We start from the raw sequence: 17,975 nt of genomic DNA on the forward strand, positions 1-17,975 counted from the left end.
TGTGCTTATTGTATTCGGGCAGTCTAGGCCTTCAAGTAGTAAGTGCATTCAACTCCACGCCTTTTTTTGTATCCAAAAAACGCTTGGAAAAGTCTGCAAGAACAAGGGTGAACTCTCGTTGAGTATCGCTCTTGTTCTTTACTTGAAAACTAGACACTTTCACGAATACAAGGAATAAGACAAAGACTCGCCATCGCCCGTGAATTGCGCGGGCGTAGTGTACCCTGAGCGTATTGTACCCGCTCAGGTTTTTGCGGGTGTATTGTATTCTTTCTGAAATTGTCACGCTTTTAGGCGAGGAGTGAGTCGGCTCCCCGCCCTTTCTTTTTTTGTCCGCACCCCGGCCAAGCGAATCGGCAAGAACCGCTCCCGCGAGAGTGAACTCGTTCACTTTCAACGCGGAGCGAATGATGGCAAAAGCAGCTCTTAAAATAGTATCTCTATTCTCGGGATGCGGTGGACTTGACAAAGGTTTTGAAAACGCAGGATTTAAAATCATATGGGCAAACGAGTACGATAAATCCATATGGGCGACATTCGAAGCCAATTACCCAAATGTACCATTAGACCATAGAAGTATAACAGACATTTCTGAAGATGAAATTCCAGATTGCGATGGGATTCTTGGTGGTCCACCCTGTCAAAGTTGGAGCGAAGCTGGAGCAGGGAGAGGAATAAATGACAAACGAGGTCAGCTCTTCTATGATTACATTCGCGTATTAAAAGCGAAACAACCCAAATTTTTCTTATGCGAAAATGTATCAGGGATTCTTAGCTCCAGACATTATAAGTCATTCCAGGAGTTCTTAAATAAATTCGAAGAAGCTGGATACAATGTTTCCTGGAAACTCTTAAATGCCAACGATTACAATGTTCCCGAAGATCGAGAACGAGTCATCATCGTTGGCTACAGAAAAGATTTAAACAAAAAATTCATTCATCCAGAACCTTTAGAGCATAAACCAAATCTAAAGGAAGCTATTGGTGATTTGCCAGAAGCCGTTCCCGCCCAAAAATTCAACAAAGCGAACAAAGACCTCAATATTCCCAATCATGAATACATGACGGGAGGATTCTCCCCCATATTTATGTCACGCAATAGAGTGCGTAGCTGGGACGAGCCTTCATTTACAATTCAAGCTGGCGGACGGCAAGCTCCACTTCATCCCAAAGCTCCCAAAATGGTCAAGGTCGAAAAGAACAAACAAATTTTCGCACCAGGTCACGAATCAGAATATAGACGATTAAGCGTTCGCGAATGCGCAAGAATTCAAACATTCCCAGACGATTACAAGTTTGTTTATAACGATGTTTCTGTCGGTTATAAAGTTATCGGCAACGCCGTTCCTGTCAACCTAGCCTACGCCATGGCAATGCAGATCAAAAAGGATTTGAAATGAGCAATATCATTGATGCAATTATCAACCTCGTGAATTACAAAAACAATTCCCTTCTTGAAAATACAGCAGGAAACAACAGAGCTAACAATTCTGGCGACGGTTTGGAAGAATACGTCAAAGACCTTTTTGCAGGAACATTCAATAAAGACGGTGCGCAACGACTAGAAAAAATCAGCAACACATTCTCTTATCTTGGAAACAATTCAAACCCACCGGACGCCATGTTACGAGAAGGGGACGCAATTGAAGTCAAGAAAATAGAAACTCCCAATTCTGCACTAGCATTAAACAGCAGTTACCCCAAAAACAAACTGTTCGCTAGCAGTTCAATGATAAGCCAAGCTTGCAAAACCGCAGAAACATGGGAAAGCAAAGACATCATGTATATTGTCGGATTCGTGCAAAGCAACCGACTAAAACAATTGAGCATAGTCTATGGCATGGATTATTGTGCTGACGAATCCTGTTACCTGAGAATTAAAAATACAATCAAAGAATCCGTTGAGAGCATTCCTTCAATTGAATTTGCCGAATCACGAGAACTCGGCCATATCAATAAGGTCGATCCCCTAGGCATAACATATATGCGAGTTCGTGGTATGTGGGGCATAGAAAACCCATGGAAAGTTTTTTCTTATGTATACCAGCGAAATTCCAACAACCATTTTTCATTTATGTGCATCATCAATAATGAAAAATGGGCAACATTTGGAAATGCCACAACTTTGATGAATTTGGCAACAGCCGAAAGGTCTTTAAGCATTTCTAACATTCGTATCAAAGACCCAAACAATCCAGCAAACTTGCGAGATGCTAAGCTAATTTCATTTAGTTTTTAAATCCTATAAATTTTAAACCTAACGAATAAGCGATATTATCAAGCATTTGGAATTCATCATCAAGTTCCAAATGCATTTTTGCATTGGTAGCCCCGCAATAAGAGAACCGTCCACCCATAGAAACATACTTATCGAGAACTACAGGTAAAAAATCTCGCTCGGTTGAAAATCCGAGTTCTTTTAAAGCATTTTCAATAATTTGTAATTTTTCATTCATTTCGTTAATTCCTTCATAAAAAATAGTTTAATCAAATGACACAAAACGACAACTAGCATTTTCCATTCTGCGCTTTTTCTTTCGCAATTTCATTACTTTTCTTCATGACCTCATCCAAAGTAAACTCCTCCTTGCTAAAAAAGAAGGTATTAGAACCCAAATCTTTGAGCGAAGCTCCAAAATGATATGCGATTTCATCAATAAACAGAAATCTATCATGCATACCATAACTGGGCAAAATTTTTATCGGGCAATTCGGATATTGAGCATTATATACCGACAGATCAACTCCAAAAACTTTACTTTTATCATAGGTATAGATTGTTACAGAAACATCTTTTTGCCGTTTAAGCATCATTGTCAAAGTTTTCTCGTCCACATATCTATCAACTAGGACAATTCTCTTTTTAGCCAGCCTAATCAAGCCACACACAAATACATAAGCATCGAAAACCTGGTTATTATAGAACAAGCCCTTTGAACGCAATTCGCCCCGATCCATAGCTTCAAAAAGTTCATCTATTTTTTGATCATGTTCAAGCATTTTTCGGTCTTGCGCAAGCATCCGTTCATCCTGATTAATAATCTTCGCTTCTACATTTGAAAGGCGATTGACAATGCAGCCATTTTGCATCATAAAATGACGCATGGCAACAAAAGCATTCATAATGCCTATGCTTACTCTTATGGCATTTTCACTATGCAATACGGCAGAAAGCATTGCAACCCCTTGTTCCGTGAATGCATAAGGCAATTTTTTCACGTTAAAGCCGCGTTTATTACCACTAGCGTTCAAAGTCGCAATTTGCGACTTTGAAGAACAAGAAGCCTCCTCCAAATTCAATTGAAAACAGAATTCCTCTGGAAATCTTTCGATATTACGCTTTACCTGTTCATTGATACGCTTCGTTTCCACTCCATAAATCGTAGCCAAATCGCGGTCAAGTAGCACCTGCTTATCGCGAATGACAAGAATCATCCTTTCAATTTCAGTCGCAGTCAAAGGATTCAACGAGACAAACTCATTACCTACATCGTTTTTCATTTTTTTCTCCCACAAAAAAAAGCCGGCTTTTATATTTTCATATAAAAAACCGGCAATTTGATAACTCTTTAATCTTTTTGAGGTGAATAACAATCACCTATATATTCAATATACAAAAAACATTTCCCCAAAACAATATTTTAAATGCAAAAAGCTCGCAATTCCAAAGGTCGCGAGCTTTTTTCATTTGCATTTAAAGAGCGTTACACTTTATGCAGTGTCTGCGTCTTGGGGCCTTTCACGCCGGCAGGGAGGATCATCATGACCTTTTCCATGCGGGTGCCATCCATGCGCAGAACGCGGAACGTGTAGCCTTGAATCTTGACTTCGGCGCCCGGCGACGGGATGATTCCAAGCGTTGCCTGAATCAAGCCAGAGAGCGTTTCCACATGGGAATTCTCAGGCGGCTTGAGTTCCACATCGAGTTCGTATTCCAAATCCGAAAGCGTCATCAGCGGATCGAGAATGTAGCGTCCGTCCTTCAACTTCTGCACGTCCTCGTCTTCGTCCATGTCATCTTCGTCGCGGATTTCGCCGACGATTTCTTCAAGAATATCTTCGAGCGTCACAAGGCCAGCCGTGCCGCCATATTCATCCACGACAATCGCAAGCTGGTTACCCGTCTTGCGGAGTTCCGTCAAAAGATCATCAATCTTCTTGTGGTACGGCACGTAGACCGGCGGCATCACAAGCTTCATCAAATCGAATGGTTCGTCACGATGTTCCGTGTACCATTCCAAAAAGTCACGGTTCGAAAGAATACCGACAATGTTGTCGACCGTTTCCTTGTAAACCGGCAAACGCGAATGGCGTTCGTTGTTCAAGACCTTCACCAAATCTTCGAGCGAGGTGTCCACATCAATCGCGCACATGTCCACACGCGGCGTCATGATTTCGCGCACCGGCGTTTCCACGAAGTCGAAAATGTTGAGGATCATCTGGCGTTCTTCTTTTTCAAGGCCTTCGCCTTCGGCAAGCGAAGAATCCGAAATATCCGCCTGCACAGCATCACGGCGTTCTTCAGGCAAGAAGCTGAGCTTAGCATCGTAGCCCAGAGCGTTCAAAAGCTTGAGGTAAACGGTATGGCAAACTTTTCCAACCGGAACAAATGGCATGCGAAGCAGTCTGTAAAGCGGAACGAGAATTACAGACAAAGTATCAGGCTTTAAGCTTCCAATCAAGTTCGGGCAGAAAATCGTCACCACATAAATCACGGCGCAAGCACAAAGCATATACGCCAAAATTCCAAACAACCAATAATCGTGAACCCACGGCCACGGAGCATTCGAGAAGAGGTAATAGCCGAAAACGCCAATGCCCACATCCGAGAATATACGGCCGATGGAGACAGTTTCGTTGTAGCCACAGTTTTCAACGATCTTTGCAATCTTCGCTTCGCGATCCGTGCGGTCATGGTCTTCACGTTTGGCATAAATTGCCGCAAAGACAGCCTTGATTAAAGTAAAAGACGCCGAAACAAAAAGAAAGAAAACGAGAAGAACAATAGCAATGGTGTTCGTATCACCCATTTTCCATGCTCTCCTTGTCCTTGTATGGATCCAGTCCCAAGAACTCACATTCGCGGGCGCGCATCACTTTGCGGTCGGCAGCCTTCATGTGGTCGTACCCCGACAGGTGGAGTAGCCCGTGAACAATCACGCGTTTCATCTCGGCAAAAAAGCTGTTACCGTATTGCGGGGCCTGGCGCTTGACTTGGTCGCGAGCGATATAGATTTCGCCAAGCATTTCTTCTTCGCCGGGGATTTCTTCGTGCCACTCGAACGAGAGCACATCCGTCACCTTGTCGAGTCCGCGGTAGTTCTTGTTCATTTCGCGAACGAACTCATCCGTGCAAAGAACGATATTAACGTTGTTCTCCGTACCTTCTTCGGCTAGGAGTTTGCGGGCCATAGCTTCGAACTTATCCTTCCACGGGAAGGACTCGATATTCCCCTCGCACAGGAAATCGATAGTGTAGTCTTTCTTTTTACTAGCAGGGTCTGGCATTAAATGTTATACCACTTTTTTAATACGTTGATAATGGCTTCGGCTTGCGCCTTGCCTGTAATCTTGAACTTGCCTTGAGGCTTGAACATGCCTTGCATTTTGCGGTAACGGCGCAAAGAGACCTTCGGTTCGCTGAATTCACCCGTTTTCGGATCGCGATCCTGGTAAAAGAACATCACGGTCGGCCAAGCACCCTTCGACAGGACTTCCTTGTCCAATTCCTTGATGACGACTTCGCCGGTTTCTTCGTCAGTGTATTCGACGGTCAATTCTTCGACTTCTGCGCTCATTTTTACCTCCAATGAATTACAAGACTCCTATCTTGCCACAAGCACTATACAATTATAACATTATTATGGAAATGATGGGAAATGTAATTAGGAAAGTATAGGAGAATGCAGTAGGAAGTAGGAAGTTAGAAGTAGGAAGGAAAACAAATAAGCAATTTTTATTTGCAGTCAACTGCCTACTTCCTACCGCCTACTGTCTACTCACCACTTCGTGGTGATGATGTTCACAGCAGCCGCCGTGGGTGTGGTCATGGCTCCCGAGAACGCGATGCGGCACGCCATGGGCAATCAAATCGACTTCGCAACCATATGTGCGATGGAGCATATCCTCGGTTAAATTTGCGCCTTCATGATAATGCACAGAATGGTTCACGCACACGACGCTTTTCACCTTATGCGAAAGAGCCATCAAGTCATGCGTTACAATCACAATCGTCATGGTTTCGCTAAATTCGGCAAGCATGTTGTAAAGCGCTTCAATTCCCGCCACGTCAATGTTGTTGGACGGTTCATCCAAAAAGAGAATCTTCGGATTACAGACAAGAGAACGAGCAATTAAAACACGCTGACGCTCACCACCGCTGAGTTCGCCCAAGCGACGGTCCAAATAGCCACCGATATGCACACGTTCAAGCGCGGCCTTAACCTCTTCCGATTTCGAAGAAAGCCCAATCTTTCCAGTAGCAACGCACTCGCCCACCGTAATCGGGAATTCAATATTCTTATTCGTGTTCTGCGGCACATAACCAACAGCCACACGTTTCGTCGGAACCTTTTCGCCAAACAAGCGCACAGTCCCAGAAGTCGGTTTCAAAAGCCCAACCATTAACCTCATCAACGTGGACTTGCCACCGCCATTTGGCCCGATGATGGCAACAAAGTCATTTTCGTCAATTGAAAGATTCACGTCCGTCAACACGGGCGACTTTCCATAGCCAAAATTGAGATCTTTGATGTCGATTGCAGACATTACTTTTTGCCAGCCTCTTTGAGTGCTTCAATAAACTTTTCCGTATTACCAATAAAGTCTGCGGCAAGCGGATCCGTTTCGACGACAACAGCGCCAAGATCCTTTGCAATTGTTTCTGCAGCACGTTTACTGAATTCCGGCTGTACAAACACGGCCTTTATTCCATTCTTGCGGCCCATCTTGATGAGGTTCGCCAAATCACGCGGCTTGGGTTCCTTGCCGTTCACTTCAATAGCATACTGCTTAAGCTTGAAATCCTTTGCCAAGTAACCATAAGACGGGTGGAACACGATAAAAGAACGACGGTCACTCGGTAAACTGATAACAGTTTCATTCAATTTACGCATAACTGCGGTCAACTGATTTTGAACAGCCTGAACTTGACTGGTATAAAAAATTTCATGTTCAGGATCAAGTTGCTTTAATGCTTGATAAATATTTTGAGCCAAGAATTTCACACGATATGGAGATGTCCAAATATGCGGATCAATTTCATCTTCATCGTGATGATGTCCATGAATTTCATGGTCATCATGTTCCGACTTCATCCATTCAATATTCTTAGAAATATCGATGACTTTAACATCTTTATTTGCGGCTAAAAAACGAGGCAGCCAAACTTTATCTAGACCTGAGCCATCCGAAAAATAAACTTGAGCCAGCGAAAAAGCCTTGATCACAGCAGGTTTCGGTTCAAAGTTGTGCGGATCGGCACCCGGCGGCAAAAGCGTCACCACATTCACGCGATCACCGCCAAGCATTTTCACAAGCGTTGCATAAGGCTGCAACGAAACGGCAACGGTAATTTTTCCATCTTCAGCAAAAACAACGGCAACAGCAAACGTAACAAGCAAGAATAAAAAACGTGCAATACGACGCATTATTTTTTCCCTTCCAAGAAAGCGTTAAAATCTATTTCACTAACGTTATTTACAATAAATTCTGGTTTCACATCAAGGCGTTCGACATCCGCCATTTTTGATTCGCCACACAGGGGCAACACAAATCGGCAACCGGAGCGCTTTGCCAGTTCAAAGTCCGTATAGAGTCTGTCGCCCACAAACAAGATTTCTTCAGGGCGGTAAAGCTTTAAAAGTCCCGAAAGCATAGCCGGATTCGGCTTGCCAAAACTCATCTCGGGTTCGACACCATAAGCTGTTTTCAAAAGCGCCATGAAACTACCGATATCGGGCACAGGGCCACGTTCGTCGGGGCAAACAAAATCCGTATGCGTCACCCAGAACGGGATGCCATGCTGCACTCGGAAAGAAAGCTCGCAAAGTTCACGGTAATCGAAGCTGTTGTGGTAAGCGACAAGCACAAGTTCCGTTTCTTCGACCGACGGGCGCAAATTGAGACTCGGATCCTGCGCCGCAAACCATTCGTACACTTCCGGGTTTGCAAAGAAAAACACGTTCTTGATTTTGCGTTCGTGAATGGCATCGAGCGAAAGATACAACGCCGAGATAATAGAATCATCGGCAAGCGGAAGCCCCATGACCTTGAGGCGGTTTTCGTAAAAGACCGGAGACTTGCTCGTGTTGTTGCTCAAATAATAGACAGGCACGCGCTTTGCCACGCAATTGACCGTTTCGACCGCACCAGGGTATGGGCGGCCACTCAAATAGAGAGTTCCGTCTAAATCGAAGACAACTGCTTTTACTTTTTTCACGGGATGTAATATAGAAATTAGTAGGAAGTAGGAAGTAGGAAGTAGGAAGTTGATGAGGCTTAGAGCTTAGATTTTTTTATTTTTAAGTTATGAAAACTCCCGATAGCCGTTTCTATTGTCCGCTCATTAGCGTTGGTACCATTATCTTGGACGAAAACGAAAGCAGCCATGCCGTACGCGTTTGCCGTGCTGCAAATGGCGACATATTGCAACTCTGCGATGGCCTCGGGCATTACGCCGACGCAACGATTACCAAGGCAGACGCCAAGGCCTGCGAAGTCCGCGTAGATACGGTCGAAGACGCGCCCCTCAAGCGCCCGCGCCTGAATCTCGGTATCGCCTGCCTCAAGGATGACGCGCTCGAAGAAGTCGTATTCCATGCAGCACAAACCGAAACGGACAGCGTTATTTTCTTGCGTACAGACTATTCGCAGGAACCGAAAAATTCCGATTTGAAAAAGACAGTTCGCCGCGCCGAGCTGAAAGCGCTCGTGAGTTTAAAGCAATCGAAAAAGCCCTGGATGACACGCATCGAAGGGCCGATTGAATTTGCGGAATGGCTTTCGCAGTATAAAGGAGACTTGATCCTCTGCGATATCGATGGAGTACGCAAATTGGATTTGGGTTTGGAGGAAAGCTCCGCAAACGGGAATGCCGCGGGCGGTTCCATAGCAAATGAAAATGCCGCACCGATTACTTTACTTGTAGGCCCGGAAGGCGGTTTTTCGCCCCGCGAAATCGAAGCGGTAAAATCGTTCAAGAACGGCAAAGTCCATTTGCTGAACCTCGGTAACACGCGCCTCCGCGCAAGAACAGCCGCAATAATTGCACTAGGGAAAGTTTTATAGGGCTATGAGGTATGAGCAACCGCTCAAAGCGAAGCGTGCTCAAAGTGCTTTAGCACGACCTCAAAGCACTTCAGTGCGACCCCATACCTAAAACCTACAAACTAACTTTGACTTTTTCGCGCATAGCCATGACGGTTGCCTTGGCTTCTTCGACGGTGTTGCGACGAGCAAGGAGAACGCCCATACGGCGGTGTCCCTTGAGTTCCGGCTTTCCGAACAAGCGAAGGCCCGTATCCGGTTCTGCAAGAACTTCTTCGAGGCCGCTGAACTTCACGTGGTCAGAATCGCCATCGACGACGATAGCCTTCGAAGCGCTCGGGCCGTGGAATGCGATGTTTGGAATCGGGAGGCCAAGAATAGCGCGTGCGTGCAAAGCAAATTCGGAGAGGTCCTGAGAAATGAGCGTCACCATGCCGGTGTCGTGCGGACGCGGAGAAACTTCGCTGAACAGGACTTCATCTTTACAGACAAACAGTTCCACGCCAAAGATGCCGCGACCGCCAAGGGCGTCCGTGACCTTCTTCGCAATCACTTTCGCTTGTTCCAAAAGTTCCGGTTTCATGGGCTGGGGCTGCCAAGATTCCTGATAGTCGCCACCCACCTGGTGGTGGCCAATCGGTTCTAGGAAGCTCGTACCAGCCACATGGCGGACCGTGAGCAAAGTAATTTCGTAATCGAACGGCACAAAGCCTTCGACAATCACACGGCTGGCAGCACCCGTGCGGCCACCCGTCTGAGAAATGTTCCAGGAGTTTTCAATGTCAGCTTCAGTCTTGATGACGCTCTGACCATGACCAGAAGAACTCATCACCGGCTTCACCACGCACGGGATGCCAATTTCCTTGACCGCAGCCTTGAAATCTTCGAAGTTGTCGGCAAAGCGATACGGGCTCGTCTTGAGTCCAAGCTCTTCGGCAGCGAGTCGGCGAATGCCTTCGCGGTTCATCGTGAGCTTGGTAGCCTTAGCGGTCGGGATGACGTTGTAGCCTTCCTTTTCGAGTTCCACGAGCGTATCCGTTGCAATAGCTTCGACTTCCGGCACGATGTAGTCCGGTTTTTCCTTTTCAATAACGGCGCGGAGTTCCTTGCCATCGAGCATGTTGATCACGTAGCTGCGATGAGCCACCTGCATGCCAGGCGCGTTGGCGTAACGGTCCACAGCAATCACTTCGACGCCGAGGCGCATCATTTCGATGATGACTTCCTTGCCTAATTCACCTGCTCCGCAGAACAGGACCTTGGTTGCACTAGAACTTAGAGGTGTACCGATTTCTGCCATATAGTCTCCTTGATATGCTAAAAATATAGGAATAGTAGGAAGTAGGAAGTAGGAAGTAGGAAGGAAATGTTTGGTAAAAGTGGTTAGTGGTTAGGAAAAGCTTGGTAAAAGGGTTAGTACCCCATAGCCTCTAATCTTTCACACAGCGGACTGGCACGGCATAATTTTTATCTCTTTGTTTCAAAAGCGTTCGAAGAATATCTATAAAATGACCAAAACTTCCTGATATATAAGCTTCAACATCATGTTTAAAATCCATAGAATAGGCGGAATCTCGGCTATTGCTTTCTGTAGAGCTCCAAAAATGTGCATCATTTTCAACAATTTTATCTTCTTCAAAATTTCCATCACTAGCCCTGCATCCGATAGGCAGGGCAGAAAATCCATAATCATCTCTACCGGCTGCATAGAACTTAAATTCGTTTTCAATCGGTCCAACTCTAGATTTAAGCAATGTATAAGCGTACTCTTCTCCGCCAGCAGATTTAATCAACGTTTCCCATTCCGCTTTTGATGGCAAATGAAAACCGACAAGGCAAACATCTTTAGTCAAATTCCATGGATAAAAGCGACCATATTTAGAGCAATATTCAACGCTATCGAGATAACAATAACTCCCCTGCACATCGTAATTCAAATTTTCCGCCATCCAAGTCTGCTTACCGATGGTGACAGTTTTATAAGTTTGTCCGTCACGGGAATCTATGACGCTATCTTTCACAACACTCGAAGGGTGAACGAAACCCGACTTTGATTTTCTATCTTTGACGCAACGAACAGAATACCGATTACGAACATCATCGCGATTGAAATGGGCATCCTCGCCATTATCCAGGCTCACAGAATTCGAAACGTCATGGTCATCAACACTCCAAAAATTAGCGATTGAGCTCTCGAAATAAGTTCCGTTTTCAAAAGACGAACGACCCACAGGAATCGCAGAAAATCCATAATCGTCCGTACCATTCGTTTCCCAACCCATCGTTGATTTGAGCATTTTTCCGGCAGATATTTTTCCACCCACCGCAGAAAACAAGATTTTCCATTCATATGTTGTTGGCAAATGAAAACCTGCAGGGCAAACTCCCTGCACAGGGTAAGCCCCAAGCGGTTTGCAAGTTGATTTATAACCGCACCCCTCGCCATTCACGCCAAAAATTCCAGCACTATCCATCGCCGCGGCCCAAGTATAAAAGCGACCGTATTCAGCACACTTATCAGGATCATTGTTGAAACAGTAGCTATTGGCCGTTGCGTAGTTCAAATTTTCGGCCATCCAAGTTTGCGTGCCAATTGTGACCGTATTGTATTTGCGTCCATCGCGAGAATCAACAAGCGTATCCTTGATAACATCTGAAGGCAAAACAACTTTTGCAACCTGCCTTTCGTCAAGAACGCAACGAACCGATAATCCCATATCCTTTGATTCTTTATACATATCGGCCTTATCATGGTAGTAACTCAGATTCACTGCATACGCGTCTTTTTTATTTTCAAAAAGGGAATCGCTCCAAAAAAACGAAAAATTTCCCTCAGCGCTATAAGTCCCATTATTACCATATCTAAAGCCAGCAGGGAGAACGGAAAATCCATAATCATCCGTTCCATCGCCACCGCCATGCCATCCCGATTTTGACTTCAAAACCTTACCCACCAAGGACGAATCATTCATTCCAAGAACGTCCTCCGAACCAATTTGAGTATACATAACTTCAAAATCCATCCAGCCAACATGATAAAACAAGCTCCTCCATTCACCTATTCTCGGCAGATGTGAACCCGAAGGGCACGCATTCATCGCAGCATCCCATGTATAAAGGCGACCGTACTTTTCACATTTGCCAGAATCATCTCCAAAGCAATAGCTACCCAAAGTATCATAATTCAAATTTTCAGCCATCCAAGTTAGAGAGCCGATAGTCACTGTTTTGTATTTTCGGCCATCGCGTTTATCCGTAAGCATTCCTTCAAGGACCGCCGAAGGTGGGAATTTCTCAAAAGATGACGAAGTTGCAGAAGAAGAGGATTCTTCATTTTTCACCGCCGTTTTCAAGCTTGACGATGAAATTTGCGGTTCAAAAGATTGATCATTTTTAACACAGCGAACAGAAAATCCACTTCCTTTATAATCACCCTCTAATCCCACATCATCTCTGTAATATGACAAAGTAACACTATAGGCATTATTTTCATTTTTCTCTACAGAGCTCCAAAATCCAGCATATTCACTATTTGCGAAAAAGTCATAAGGGACATTCCTATATTTACCATAACTAATGTGAGGTTCCCCATAAAAATCCTCATCGAGTCGAATCGCTCCAGAGGGTAAAATCGAAAAACCATACTCATCCGTTCCTAGACCACCATAGTTCCAATCGAAAGTAGATTTTAGGGTCTTGCCTGCTACAGGCATTCCGCCAACAGTTGTAAACAAAGTTTTCCATTCGGTAGTATCGGGCAAGTGCCAGCCCTCAGGGCAAGCATCCTTTGCAGCAGTCCACATATAAAGACGGCCATAATTAGCACAGTTACTGATGTGGTCGCCATAACAAAAACTCGTACCCATGGTTGCTATGCCGTCTATTATAAATCTTGCTGTTTCGTAATTCAAATTCTCAGCCATCCAAATTTGATGGCCTATTTTTACGGTCTTGTAAATTTGTCCATCGCGAGGATCGACAAGCATTTCCGTAGATTCAGCTAAACGCAGTTCATCGCCAGTTGCGCAACCATCAGCTTTAACTTCATTACGAGAAGCACCACACGCAGCTAGAGTCTCAAGCACAACTGCATAAAGAATCAACATTAAAATTCGTCTAGCCATATTTTCGATTCTCCATTCTTCAATACAGGAGTATTCGCATAGCAGGTGTATTTACATCGTTTTAGTCCACCCATAAACTCTATACATACACATTCCTCCGTCAAAGGGTGGTCGTAAAATTTAATTCTCGGTCGATCCAAGTCATTCATTTTTAAGGGCCCCTCAGATTTTGGAGATTCCCCTTTAACACAACGAACGGAAAAACCTTTATTTTTATTTTCCAAAAGCAGCATCGCGACACTAGAAACATTCGCAAAACCCATGTATGGAATTTGGTTAGACTCGGTTTCTGTAGCACTCCATAAAAAACCATATTCACGTATTTTTTCGAAAGAACCATCTTCGTTCATGACACCGGTGGGGAGTGCCGAAAAACCGTACTTATCAGCAGCAAAATCGCATTGATTGCAATTTTTCCAGCTATCCTTAGACTTGAGCACACTTCCCGCCAAAAATTGTCCCCTTGCATGTTCTATCAACGAAACCAATTCATCATACGTCGGCAAATGCCAGCCATCGGGGCACGCATTCATCGCCGCATCCCAAGTATAAAGGCGGCCATATCTCATGCAATTGCTCGCGTTATTTTTATAACAATAGCTACCGGCCATTTCGTAATTCAAGTTTCTTGCCATCCAGACTTGATCGTCAATAGTCACCATCTTGTAAACTTGACCATCGCGGATGTCACGGAAATATTCAATTTCATTATCAAGCGCCGCATACTGCTTAGGGGCCTCTATGGAATCTGCGAAATCTGATCTTGGAACGGGGTCCGGGATGACAGCGGAAGAATCTGATTCCGGCATGCTCCGGCTTTGCTCACTTCGGCGTTGCTCAGTGCTGACAGTGCAGGCAGCAGAATCTAAGGCAGGGATGACTGCGGAAGAATCCGACGACATATTTTTAGCGGAGCTGCACGCGGCAAGCATCGTCAAAGCTAAAAGCCACAAGAAAACAAATACAGGGATAAATTTATACATAAATACGCCGTTCGTTTATGAAGGCAATATACAAAATAAGAAGAGGCAAGGAGCGAGCCCATAACTCATAGCCCATTCCCTCTAATCCTTCACGCAACGGACGGTGTACATATTTCTTTTATCGTCGTTGATAATATTTGTATGTTCATTACAGCAAATGTTCATGACTGAAGCACTATCCGCTTTTACACTCGTAGAATTCCAGAATCCAGCACAAAAACCATTCATATAAAAGCCTTCTTCTACATTCCAATTCCCTATAGGACGTACCGCAAAGCCATAGTCATCCGTACCATTCCCTTCAACATCATTGCAATAATCACACCAGCCAATTGTAGTTCCGTCTGTTTTACCTGCTAAATCTGTAGTTTTGAGTACTTTACTTGCGATTAAACGCCCACCAACCACAGAAACCAACGTGTTCCAATCCTTGTCCGTCGGCAAATGCCAGCCACTCGGGCATGCCTTCAACGCCGCAGACCACGTATAAATTCGATCTGATTCAGCACAGTTTTGGCTATCGTCGTATTCATTTTGGCATTTACTATTTTTAGTCTTATACCTTATATTTTCAGCCATCCAAGTTTGGCTACCAATTTTCACGGTCTTGTACGTTTTTTTGTCTCGCGGATCTTTAAAGGTTCCCCGAGCCACATTCGAAGGGGGTACAAAAGAAGAAGTCGCATTCGCTCCATTTTTTTGTTCATCATCTTTGATACAGCGAATGCTATACGCATTGAACGAGAAATTATTTTGCAAAATTATGCTATCGTTACAGCAAGGCAAACATACAGCCGTATCAGACGAACCGTCCATTTCTATAGAATGGAAGCACGTCGTAAAACCGATTTTTTCATCATAGTCACTATAATTCATTCTATAGCCAGCGGGGAGTGCCGAAAAACCAAAATCATCCCTGCCGAATCCATTTTCAAAGCGCCCCTTTTGGCGTTCACAATAATGCCAATCGCTTGAAGCCTTCAGCATTTTGCCAGCCACAGCTTCACCGCCCACAGCGTTAATCAGAGTTTCCCAGTCGGCCTTTCGGGGCAAGCGCCAACCCGCAGGGCAAATGTTTACAAGCGAACGCCAGTCATAAAGTTGTCCGTATTTTTCACAACTGCTAGAATCACCATAACAAAAACTGGACTGCGTTTTATAATTGAGATTTTCTGCCATCCAAGTCTGTTTGCCGATTTTGACTGTTTTGTATGTGCGGCCATCACGAGAATCTTTCATGGTTTCCGCTTTTTGCTGTTGTTGCTTACCGCTCGGCAATTTATCTTTCACGCAACGCACGCTGAAACCAAAATTCTTGAGTTTATGAATTAAATTATTTACATCGGAATTGTTTTGCAGATTTACAGCAAACGAGCTATCTCCATTGATTTCTGTAGCACTCCAGAAAAACACTTTGTCACCCATTTTTCCAAACCTGTCTTCATCACTTTTAAAATACCCTGTAGGGAATGCCGAAAATTCCAAAATACCTAACCCATTAGCATTTCCGTCCCAACCTTTTCTAGAATTCAAAGATTGTTCGGCAGAAACATTCACACTCGCCATTCTCAAAAGATCCACCCAATCCGTTTCCGTCGGTAAACGCCACCCCGCAGGGCATGCTTCATTCGCCGCTTTCCACGTATAAAGACGACCGTACTTCATACAAAAACTTTCGTAATTGTTATAACACACGCTATATTCCGTTTCGTAATTCAGATTTTCCGCCATCCAAACTTTATCGCCAACATTTATAGTCTTGTAAATCTGACCGTCACGGGAATCCGTCATAGTTTCATATCCGACACCATCATGCAAAGAATTTTCCGCATCGTTAGACGAATTTCGCGTAGAGCCACACGCAGTCAAAACCACAAGCACCAACGTACTTGCAGCAGACAAAAAAACAACTCGTTTACTCATGATTCGTATCCTTTATTAAGGAATAACTACAAAATTAGTAAACGAGTTCCCAACTAATTTGCGTAAAAAGTTTTTATTAGAACTTCATATCCACAGGATTGAAATTAAACTTCACGCCCGAACGGATCCAGGCATCGGAGCCATCTTCATTTTTATCGTGTGCAAGATTACGGTACACGCGGAATCCGCCACCCGCATAGAGCTTAAACCAATCCGATATTTTTCTTTCGTAAAGGGCATCTACGAGGAACTGTTTTTCAACAACGCCAGACAAAGAATTTTCGGATTTAACAGCTCTGTCGTAGTCCGTATAAAGTTCCTTGTTGCCTTGACGCAACCAAGCAAGCGAAAGCGTCGCCGAATGCACGCTCCCCTTCCAATTCATGTCGAACCACAAATCAAGAGCGTCGCCACCTCTGCGATACCCGATAGGATAATCGACAAAGTAAGCATCGGCATAATCACGGTCGCCCTGATCGCGGTAATTACTGCGATAATTGCGGCGCCCCGTATATTTCAAAAGCGGAAGCCTACTGTTGTTTGCCACCGGATCCGTGCGAACAACATCTAAGCGCCAAGAGAACGTTCCATGCTTGCGGGTTTCAAGTTCATGGTAATACCCAATCATATAATTTATAATGGAACGAGAAGTTCCCATGTCCTTGCGTTCGCCAACCGGACTTGAAATATCTTCCATGTTGATTTGCGCATAAAATTTTGCACCGTTCGTCTTGTAGCCCAATTCTACAGATGTCGCCGCAGATGTATAGCCGGTCGCATAGTTGTCGTGCCAGTACATGAACGGATTAATGGAACGGAATTCCAAAGACTTGCCACCAATCACACTTTGTTCAACAAGGTAAAGCCAAAACTTGCGTGTTTCGACACCGAGCCTGTGGAAAACCAAATTCTTCACGTTTTCGGTGTAAGTGCGGTTACGCTGGTTGCTGACCTGCTTTCCTGGCAGCGTACATTTTTGCGCAAAAGCCTCGCTTGAAGAATCCTGGGGGCAGCCGGTTTCGTGATTCATCACATCGCCAAAAAGCCAAGCGTTTAATGAACTCAGCAAAAAGTCATAACGGAAAATGCCAATATTCAAATTCCAATGAATACCATCGTGATAAGGCAAGCCACCGAGAAAGATATCGTTCTTCGAAATCTTCAAGTCTTCGGGATTGAATCGTCCGAATTGCACAAAGCCAACGGGATTATTCCATTTAGCATAGGCGTTAATCGGGACATTGATATCCAGTTCACTGGGCTTGTAAGTGAAATTCGTTTTGAGTTCACTGTTGAACCAAGCTTCCAAATCCTTGCGCAAAGGAGCTTCGAGCAAGAAATGGAAATTCTTGTAACCAGCACGGAAACTGAGCATAAAGAACGGCTCAATACGTTCTTCGTAACTGCGAGCCGTTTCAAGCGGAATGCGAAGCCCGCGCCAGTTGCTATTCGGGCTGCCATAATGCTCTGCGGTATCGACCGCAAAAACCGGATCGGTCGGGCCACCGTTAAACCCGAAATTGAAATCCGTCCCCAACTGGAAGTAACCGGACTTTTCGACAGACTTTTCAGACTGATTTTCAACAGAAGCAAACGACGCAACCGCCAAAAACGCCCCTACAATAAAAATGGAAATTTGCTTTGTCATATTGTAAATGTATTAAAACTAGCCAGAAGT

General features: G+C 44.5%; 16 protein-coding genes. 3 read left to right on the forward strand and 13 right to left on the reverse strand.

What is annotated here, in order from left to right:
• The first annotated feature begins 407 nt into the window (after positions 1–407).
• Together HUF13_RS03480 and HUF13_RS03485 are read left to right on the forward strand one after the other, a co-directional pair.
• Positions 408–1,400: a DNA cytosine methyltransferase gene (locus HUF13_RS03480; RefSeq protein ID WP_304038771.1), complete on the forward strand. Its 993-nt coding sequence runs from the start codon at positions 408–410 to the stop codon at positions 1,398–1,400.
• Positions 1,397–2,239, forward strand: a complete 843-nt coding sequence (locus tag HUF13_RS03485) for an NgoPII family restriction endonuclease (protein ID WP_173473827.1) — start codon at positions 1,397–1,399, stop codon at positions 2,237–2,239. The genes HUF13_RS03480 and HUF13_RS03485 overlap by 4 nt, the downstream gene beginning before the upstream one ends.
• Here HUF13_RS03485 and HUF13_RS03490 read toward each other — a convergent pair.
• The 8 genes from HUF13_RS03490 to HUF13_RS03525 form a co-directional block, all read right to left on the reverse strand.
• The gene (locus HUF13_RS03490) at positions 2,229–2,456 is read right to left on the reverse strand and encodes a hypothetical protein (RefSeq protein WP_173473828.1); all 228 of its coding nucleotides are present in this window, start codon (positions 2,454–2,456) and stop codon (positions 2,229–2,231) included. The two genes, HUF13_RS03485 and HUF13_RS03490, sit on opposite strands and share 11 nt — an antisense overlap.
• A 52-nt stretch (positions 2,457–2,508) precedes the next feature.
• Entirely contained in the window at positions 2,509–3,501 is a 993-nt protein-coding gene (locus HUF13_RS03495; protein WP_173473829.1) for an ORF6N domain-containing protein, read from the reverse strand.
• Between the two features lie 203 nt (positions 3,502–3,704).
• Complete coding sequence (locus HUF13_RS03500; RefSeq protein WP_173473830.1) at positions 3,705–5,030, reverse strand: hemolysin family protein; 1,326 nt, start codon at positions 5,028–5,030, stop codon at positions 3,705–3,707.
• Positions 5,023–5,508: an rRNA maturation RNase YbeY gene (ybeY, locus tag HUF13_RS03505; protein ID WP_173473831.1), complete on the reverse strand. Its 486-nt coding sequence runs from the start codon at positions 5,506–5,508 to the stop codon at positions 5,023–5,025. The genes HUF13_RS03500 and ybeY overlap by 8 nt, the downstream gene beginning before the upstream one ends.
• The gene (locus tag HUF13_RS03510; protein WP_173388524.1) at positions 5,508–5,798 is read right to left on the reverse strand and encodes a hypothetical protein; all 291 of its coding nucleotides are present in this window, start codon (positions 5,796–5,798) and stop codon (positions 5,508–5,510) included. The genes ybeY and HUF13_RS03510 overlap by 1 nt, the downstream gene beginning before the upstream one ends.
• A 190-nt stretch (positions 5,799–5,988) precedes the next feature.
• Positions 5,989–6,768, reverse strand: a complete 780-nt coding sequence (locus tag HUF13_RS03515; protein ID WP_173473832.1) for a metal ABC transporter ATP-binding protein — start codon at positions 6,766–6,768, stop codon at positions 5,989–5,991.
• Positions 6,768–7,649 (reverse strand): metal ABC transporter solute-binding protein, Zn/Mn family, encoded by an 882-nt coding sequence (locus HUF13_RS03520; RefSeq protein WP_173473833.1) that lies wholly within the window; start codon positions 7,647–7,649, stop codon positions 6,768–6,770. The genes HUF13_RS03515 and HUF13_RS03520 overlap by 1 nt, the downstream gene beginning before the upstream one ends.
• Positions 7,649–8,440 (reverse strand): HAD-IIA family hydrolase, encoded by a 792-nt coding sequence (locus HUF13_RS03525; RefSeq protein ID WP_173473834.1) that lies wholly within the window; start codon positions 8,438–8,440, stop codon positions 7,649–7,651. The genes HUF13_RS03520 and HUF13_RS03525 overlap by 1 nt, the downstream gene beginning before the upstream one ends.
• 89 nt (positions 8,441–8,529) lie before the next feature.
• Between HUF13_RS03525 and HUF13_RS03530 the strand changes: the two genes are divergently transcribed.
• On the forward strand, positions 8,530–9,288 hold the full coding sequence (locus HUF13_RS03530) for an RsmE family RNA methyltransferase (protein ID WP_173473835.1): 759 nt from the start codon (positions 8,530–8,532) through the stop codon (positions 9,286–9,288).
• A 94-nt stretch (positions 9,289–9,382) separates the two neighbouring features.
• On the opposite strand, the gene purT is transcribed toward HUF13_RS03530, so the two are convergent.
• The 5 genes from purT to HUF13_RS03570 form a co-directional block, all read right to left on the reverse strand.
• Entirely contained in the window at positions 9,383–10,567 is a 1,185-nt protein-coding gene (gene purT, locus HUF13_RS03535) for a formate-dependent phosphoribosylglycinamide formyltransferase (protein WP_173473836.1), read from the reverse strand.
• A 130-nt stretch (positions 10,568–10,697) separates the two neighbouring features.
• Positions 10,698–13,391 (reverse strand): fibrobacter succinogenes major paralogous domain-containing protein, encoded by a 2,694-nt coding sequence (locus HUF13_RS17240; RefSeq protein WP_304038773.1) that lies wholly within the window; start codon positions 13,389–13,391, stop codon positions 10,698–10,700.
• On the reverse strand, positions 13,373–14,374 hold the full coding sequence (locus HUF13_RS03560) for a fibrobacter succinogenes major paralogous domain-containing protein (protein ID WP_173473837.1): 1,002 nt from the start codon (positions 14,372–14,374) through the stop codon (positions 13,373–13,375). The genes HUF13_RS17240 and HUF13_RS03560 overlap by 19 nt, the downstream gene beginning before the upstream one ends.
• A gap of 81 nt (positions 14,375–14,455) precedes the next feature.
• Positions 14,456–16,297: a fibrobacter succinogenes major paralogous domain-containing protein gene (locus HUF13_RS03565; RefSeq protein WP_173473838.1), complete on the reverse strand. Its 1,842-nt coding sequence runs from the start codon at positions 16,295–16,297 to the stop codon at positions 14,456–14,458.
• 76 nt (positions 16,298–16,373) lie between these two features.
• Positions 16,374–17,945: a hypothetical protein gene (locus HUF13_RS03570; RefSeq protein WP_304038775.1), complete on the reverse strand. Its 1,572-nt coding sequence runs from the start codon at positions 17,943–17,945 to the stop codon at positions 16,374–16,376.
• Positions 17,946–17,975: the final 30 nt, after the last annotated feature.

The sequence above is a fragment of the Fibrobacter succinogenes genome (assembly GCF_902779965.1).
In the GTDB taxonomy this organism is placed as follows: Bacteria; Fibrobacterota; Fibrobacteria; order Fibrobacterales; family Fibrobacteraceae; genus Fibrobacter; species Fibrobacter succinogenes_F.

Coding starts and splice junctions, on each gene's coding strand:
- HUF13_RS03480 (WP_304038771.1), top strand. CDS start 408: ATGATGGCAAAAGCAGCTCTTAAAATAGTATCTCTATTCTCGGGATGC.
- HUF13_RS03485 (WP_173473827.1), top strand. CDS start 1,397: ATGAGCAATATCATTGATGCAATTATCAACCTCGTGAATTACAAAAAC.
- HUF13_RS03490 (WP_173473828.1), bottom strand. CDS start 2,456: ATGAATGAAAAATTACAAATTATTGAAAATGCTTTAAAAGAACTCGGA.
- HUF13_RS03495 (WP_173473829.1), bottom strand. CDS start 3,501: ATGAAAAACGATGTAGGTAATGAGTTTGTCTCGTTGAATCCTTTGACT.
- HUF13_RS03500 (WP_173473830.1), bottom strand. CDS start 5,030: ATGGGTGATACGAACACCATTGCTATTGTTCTTCTCGTTTTCTTTCTT.
- ybeY (WP_173473831.1), bottom strand. CDS start 5,508: ATGCCAGACCCTGCTAGTAAAAAGAAAGACTACACTATCGATTTCCTG.
- HUF13_RS03510 (WP_173388524.1), bottom strand. CDS start 5,798: ATGAGCGCAGAAGTCGAAGAATTGACCGTCGAATACACTGACGAAGAA.
- HUF13_RS03515 (WP_173473832.1), bottom strand. CDS start 6,768: ATGTCTGCAATCGACATCAAAGATCTCAATTTTGGCTATGGAAAGTCG.
- HUF13_RS03520 (WP_173473833.1), bottom strand. CDS start 7,649: ATGCGTCGTATTGCACGTTTTTTATTCTTGCTTGTTACGTTTGCTGTT.
- HUF13_RS03530 (WP_173473835.1), top strand. CDS start 8,530: ATGAAAACTCCCGATAGCCGTTTCTATTGTCCGCTCATTAGCGTTGGT.
- purT (WP_173473836.1), bottom strand. CDS start 10,567: ATGGCAGAAATCGGTACACCTCTAAGTTCTAGTGCAACCAAGGTCCTG.
- HUF13_RS17240 (WP_304038773.1), bottom strand. CDS start 13,391: ATGGCTAGACGAATTTTAATGTTGATTCTTTATGCAGTTGTGCTTGAG.
- HUF13_RS03560 (WP_173473837.1), bottom strand. CDS start 14,374: ATGTATAAATTTATCCCTGTATTTGTTTTCTTGTGGCTTTTAGCTTTG.
- HUF13_RS03565 (WP_173473838.1), bottom strand. CDS start 16,297: ATGAGTAAACGAGTTGTTTTTTTGTCTGCTGCAAGTACGTTGGTGCTT.
- HUF13_RS03570 (WP_304038775.1), bottom strand. CDS start 17,945: ATGACAAAGCAAATTTCCATTTTTATTGTAGGGGCGTTTTTGGCGGTT.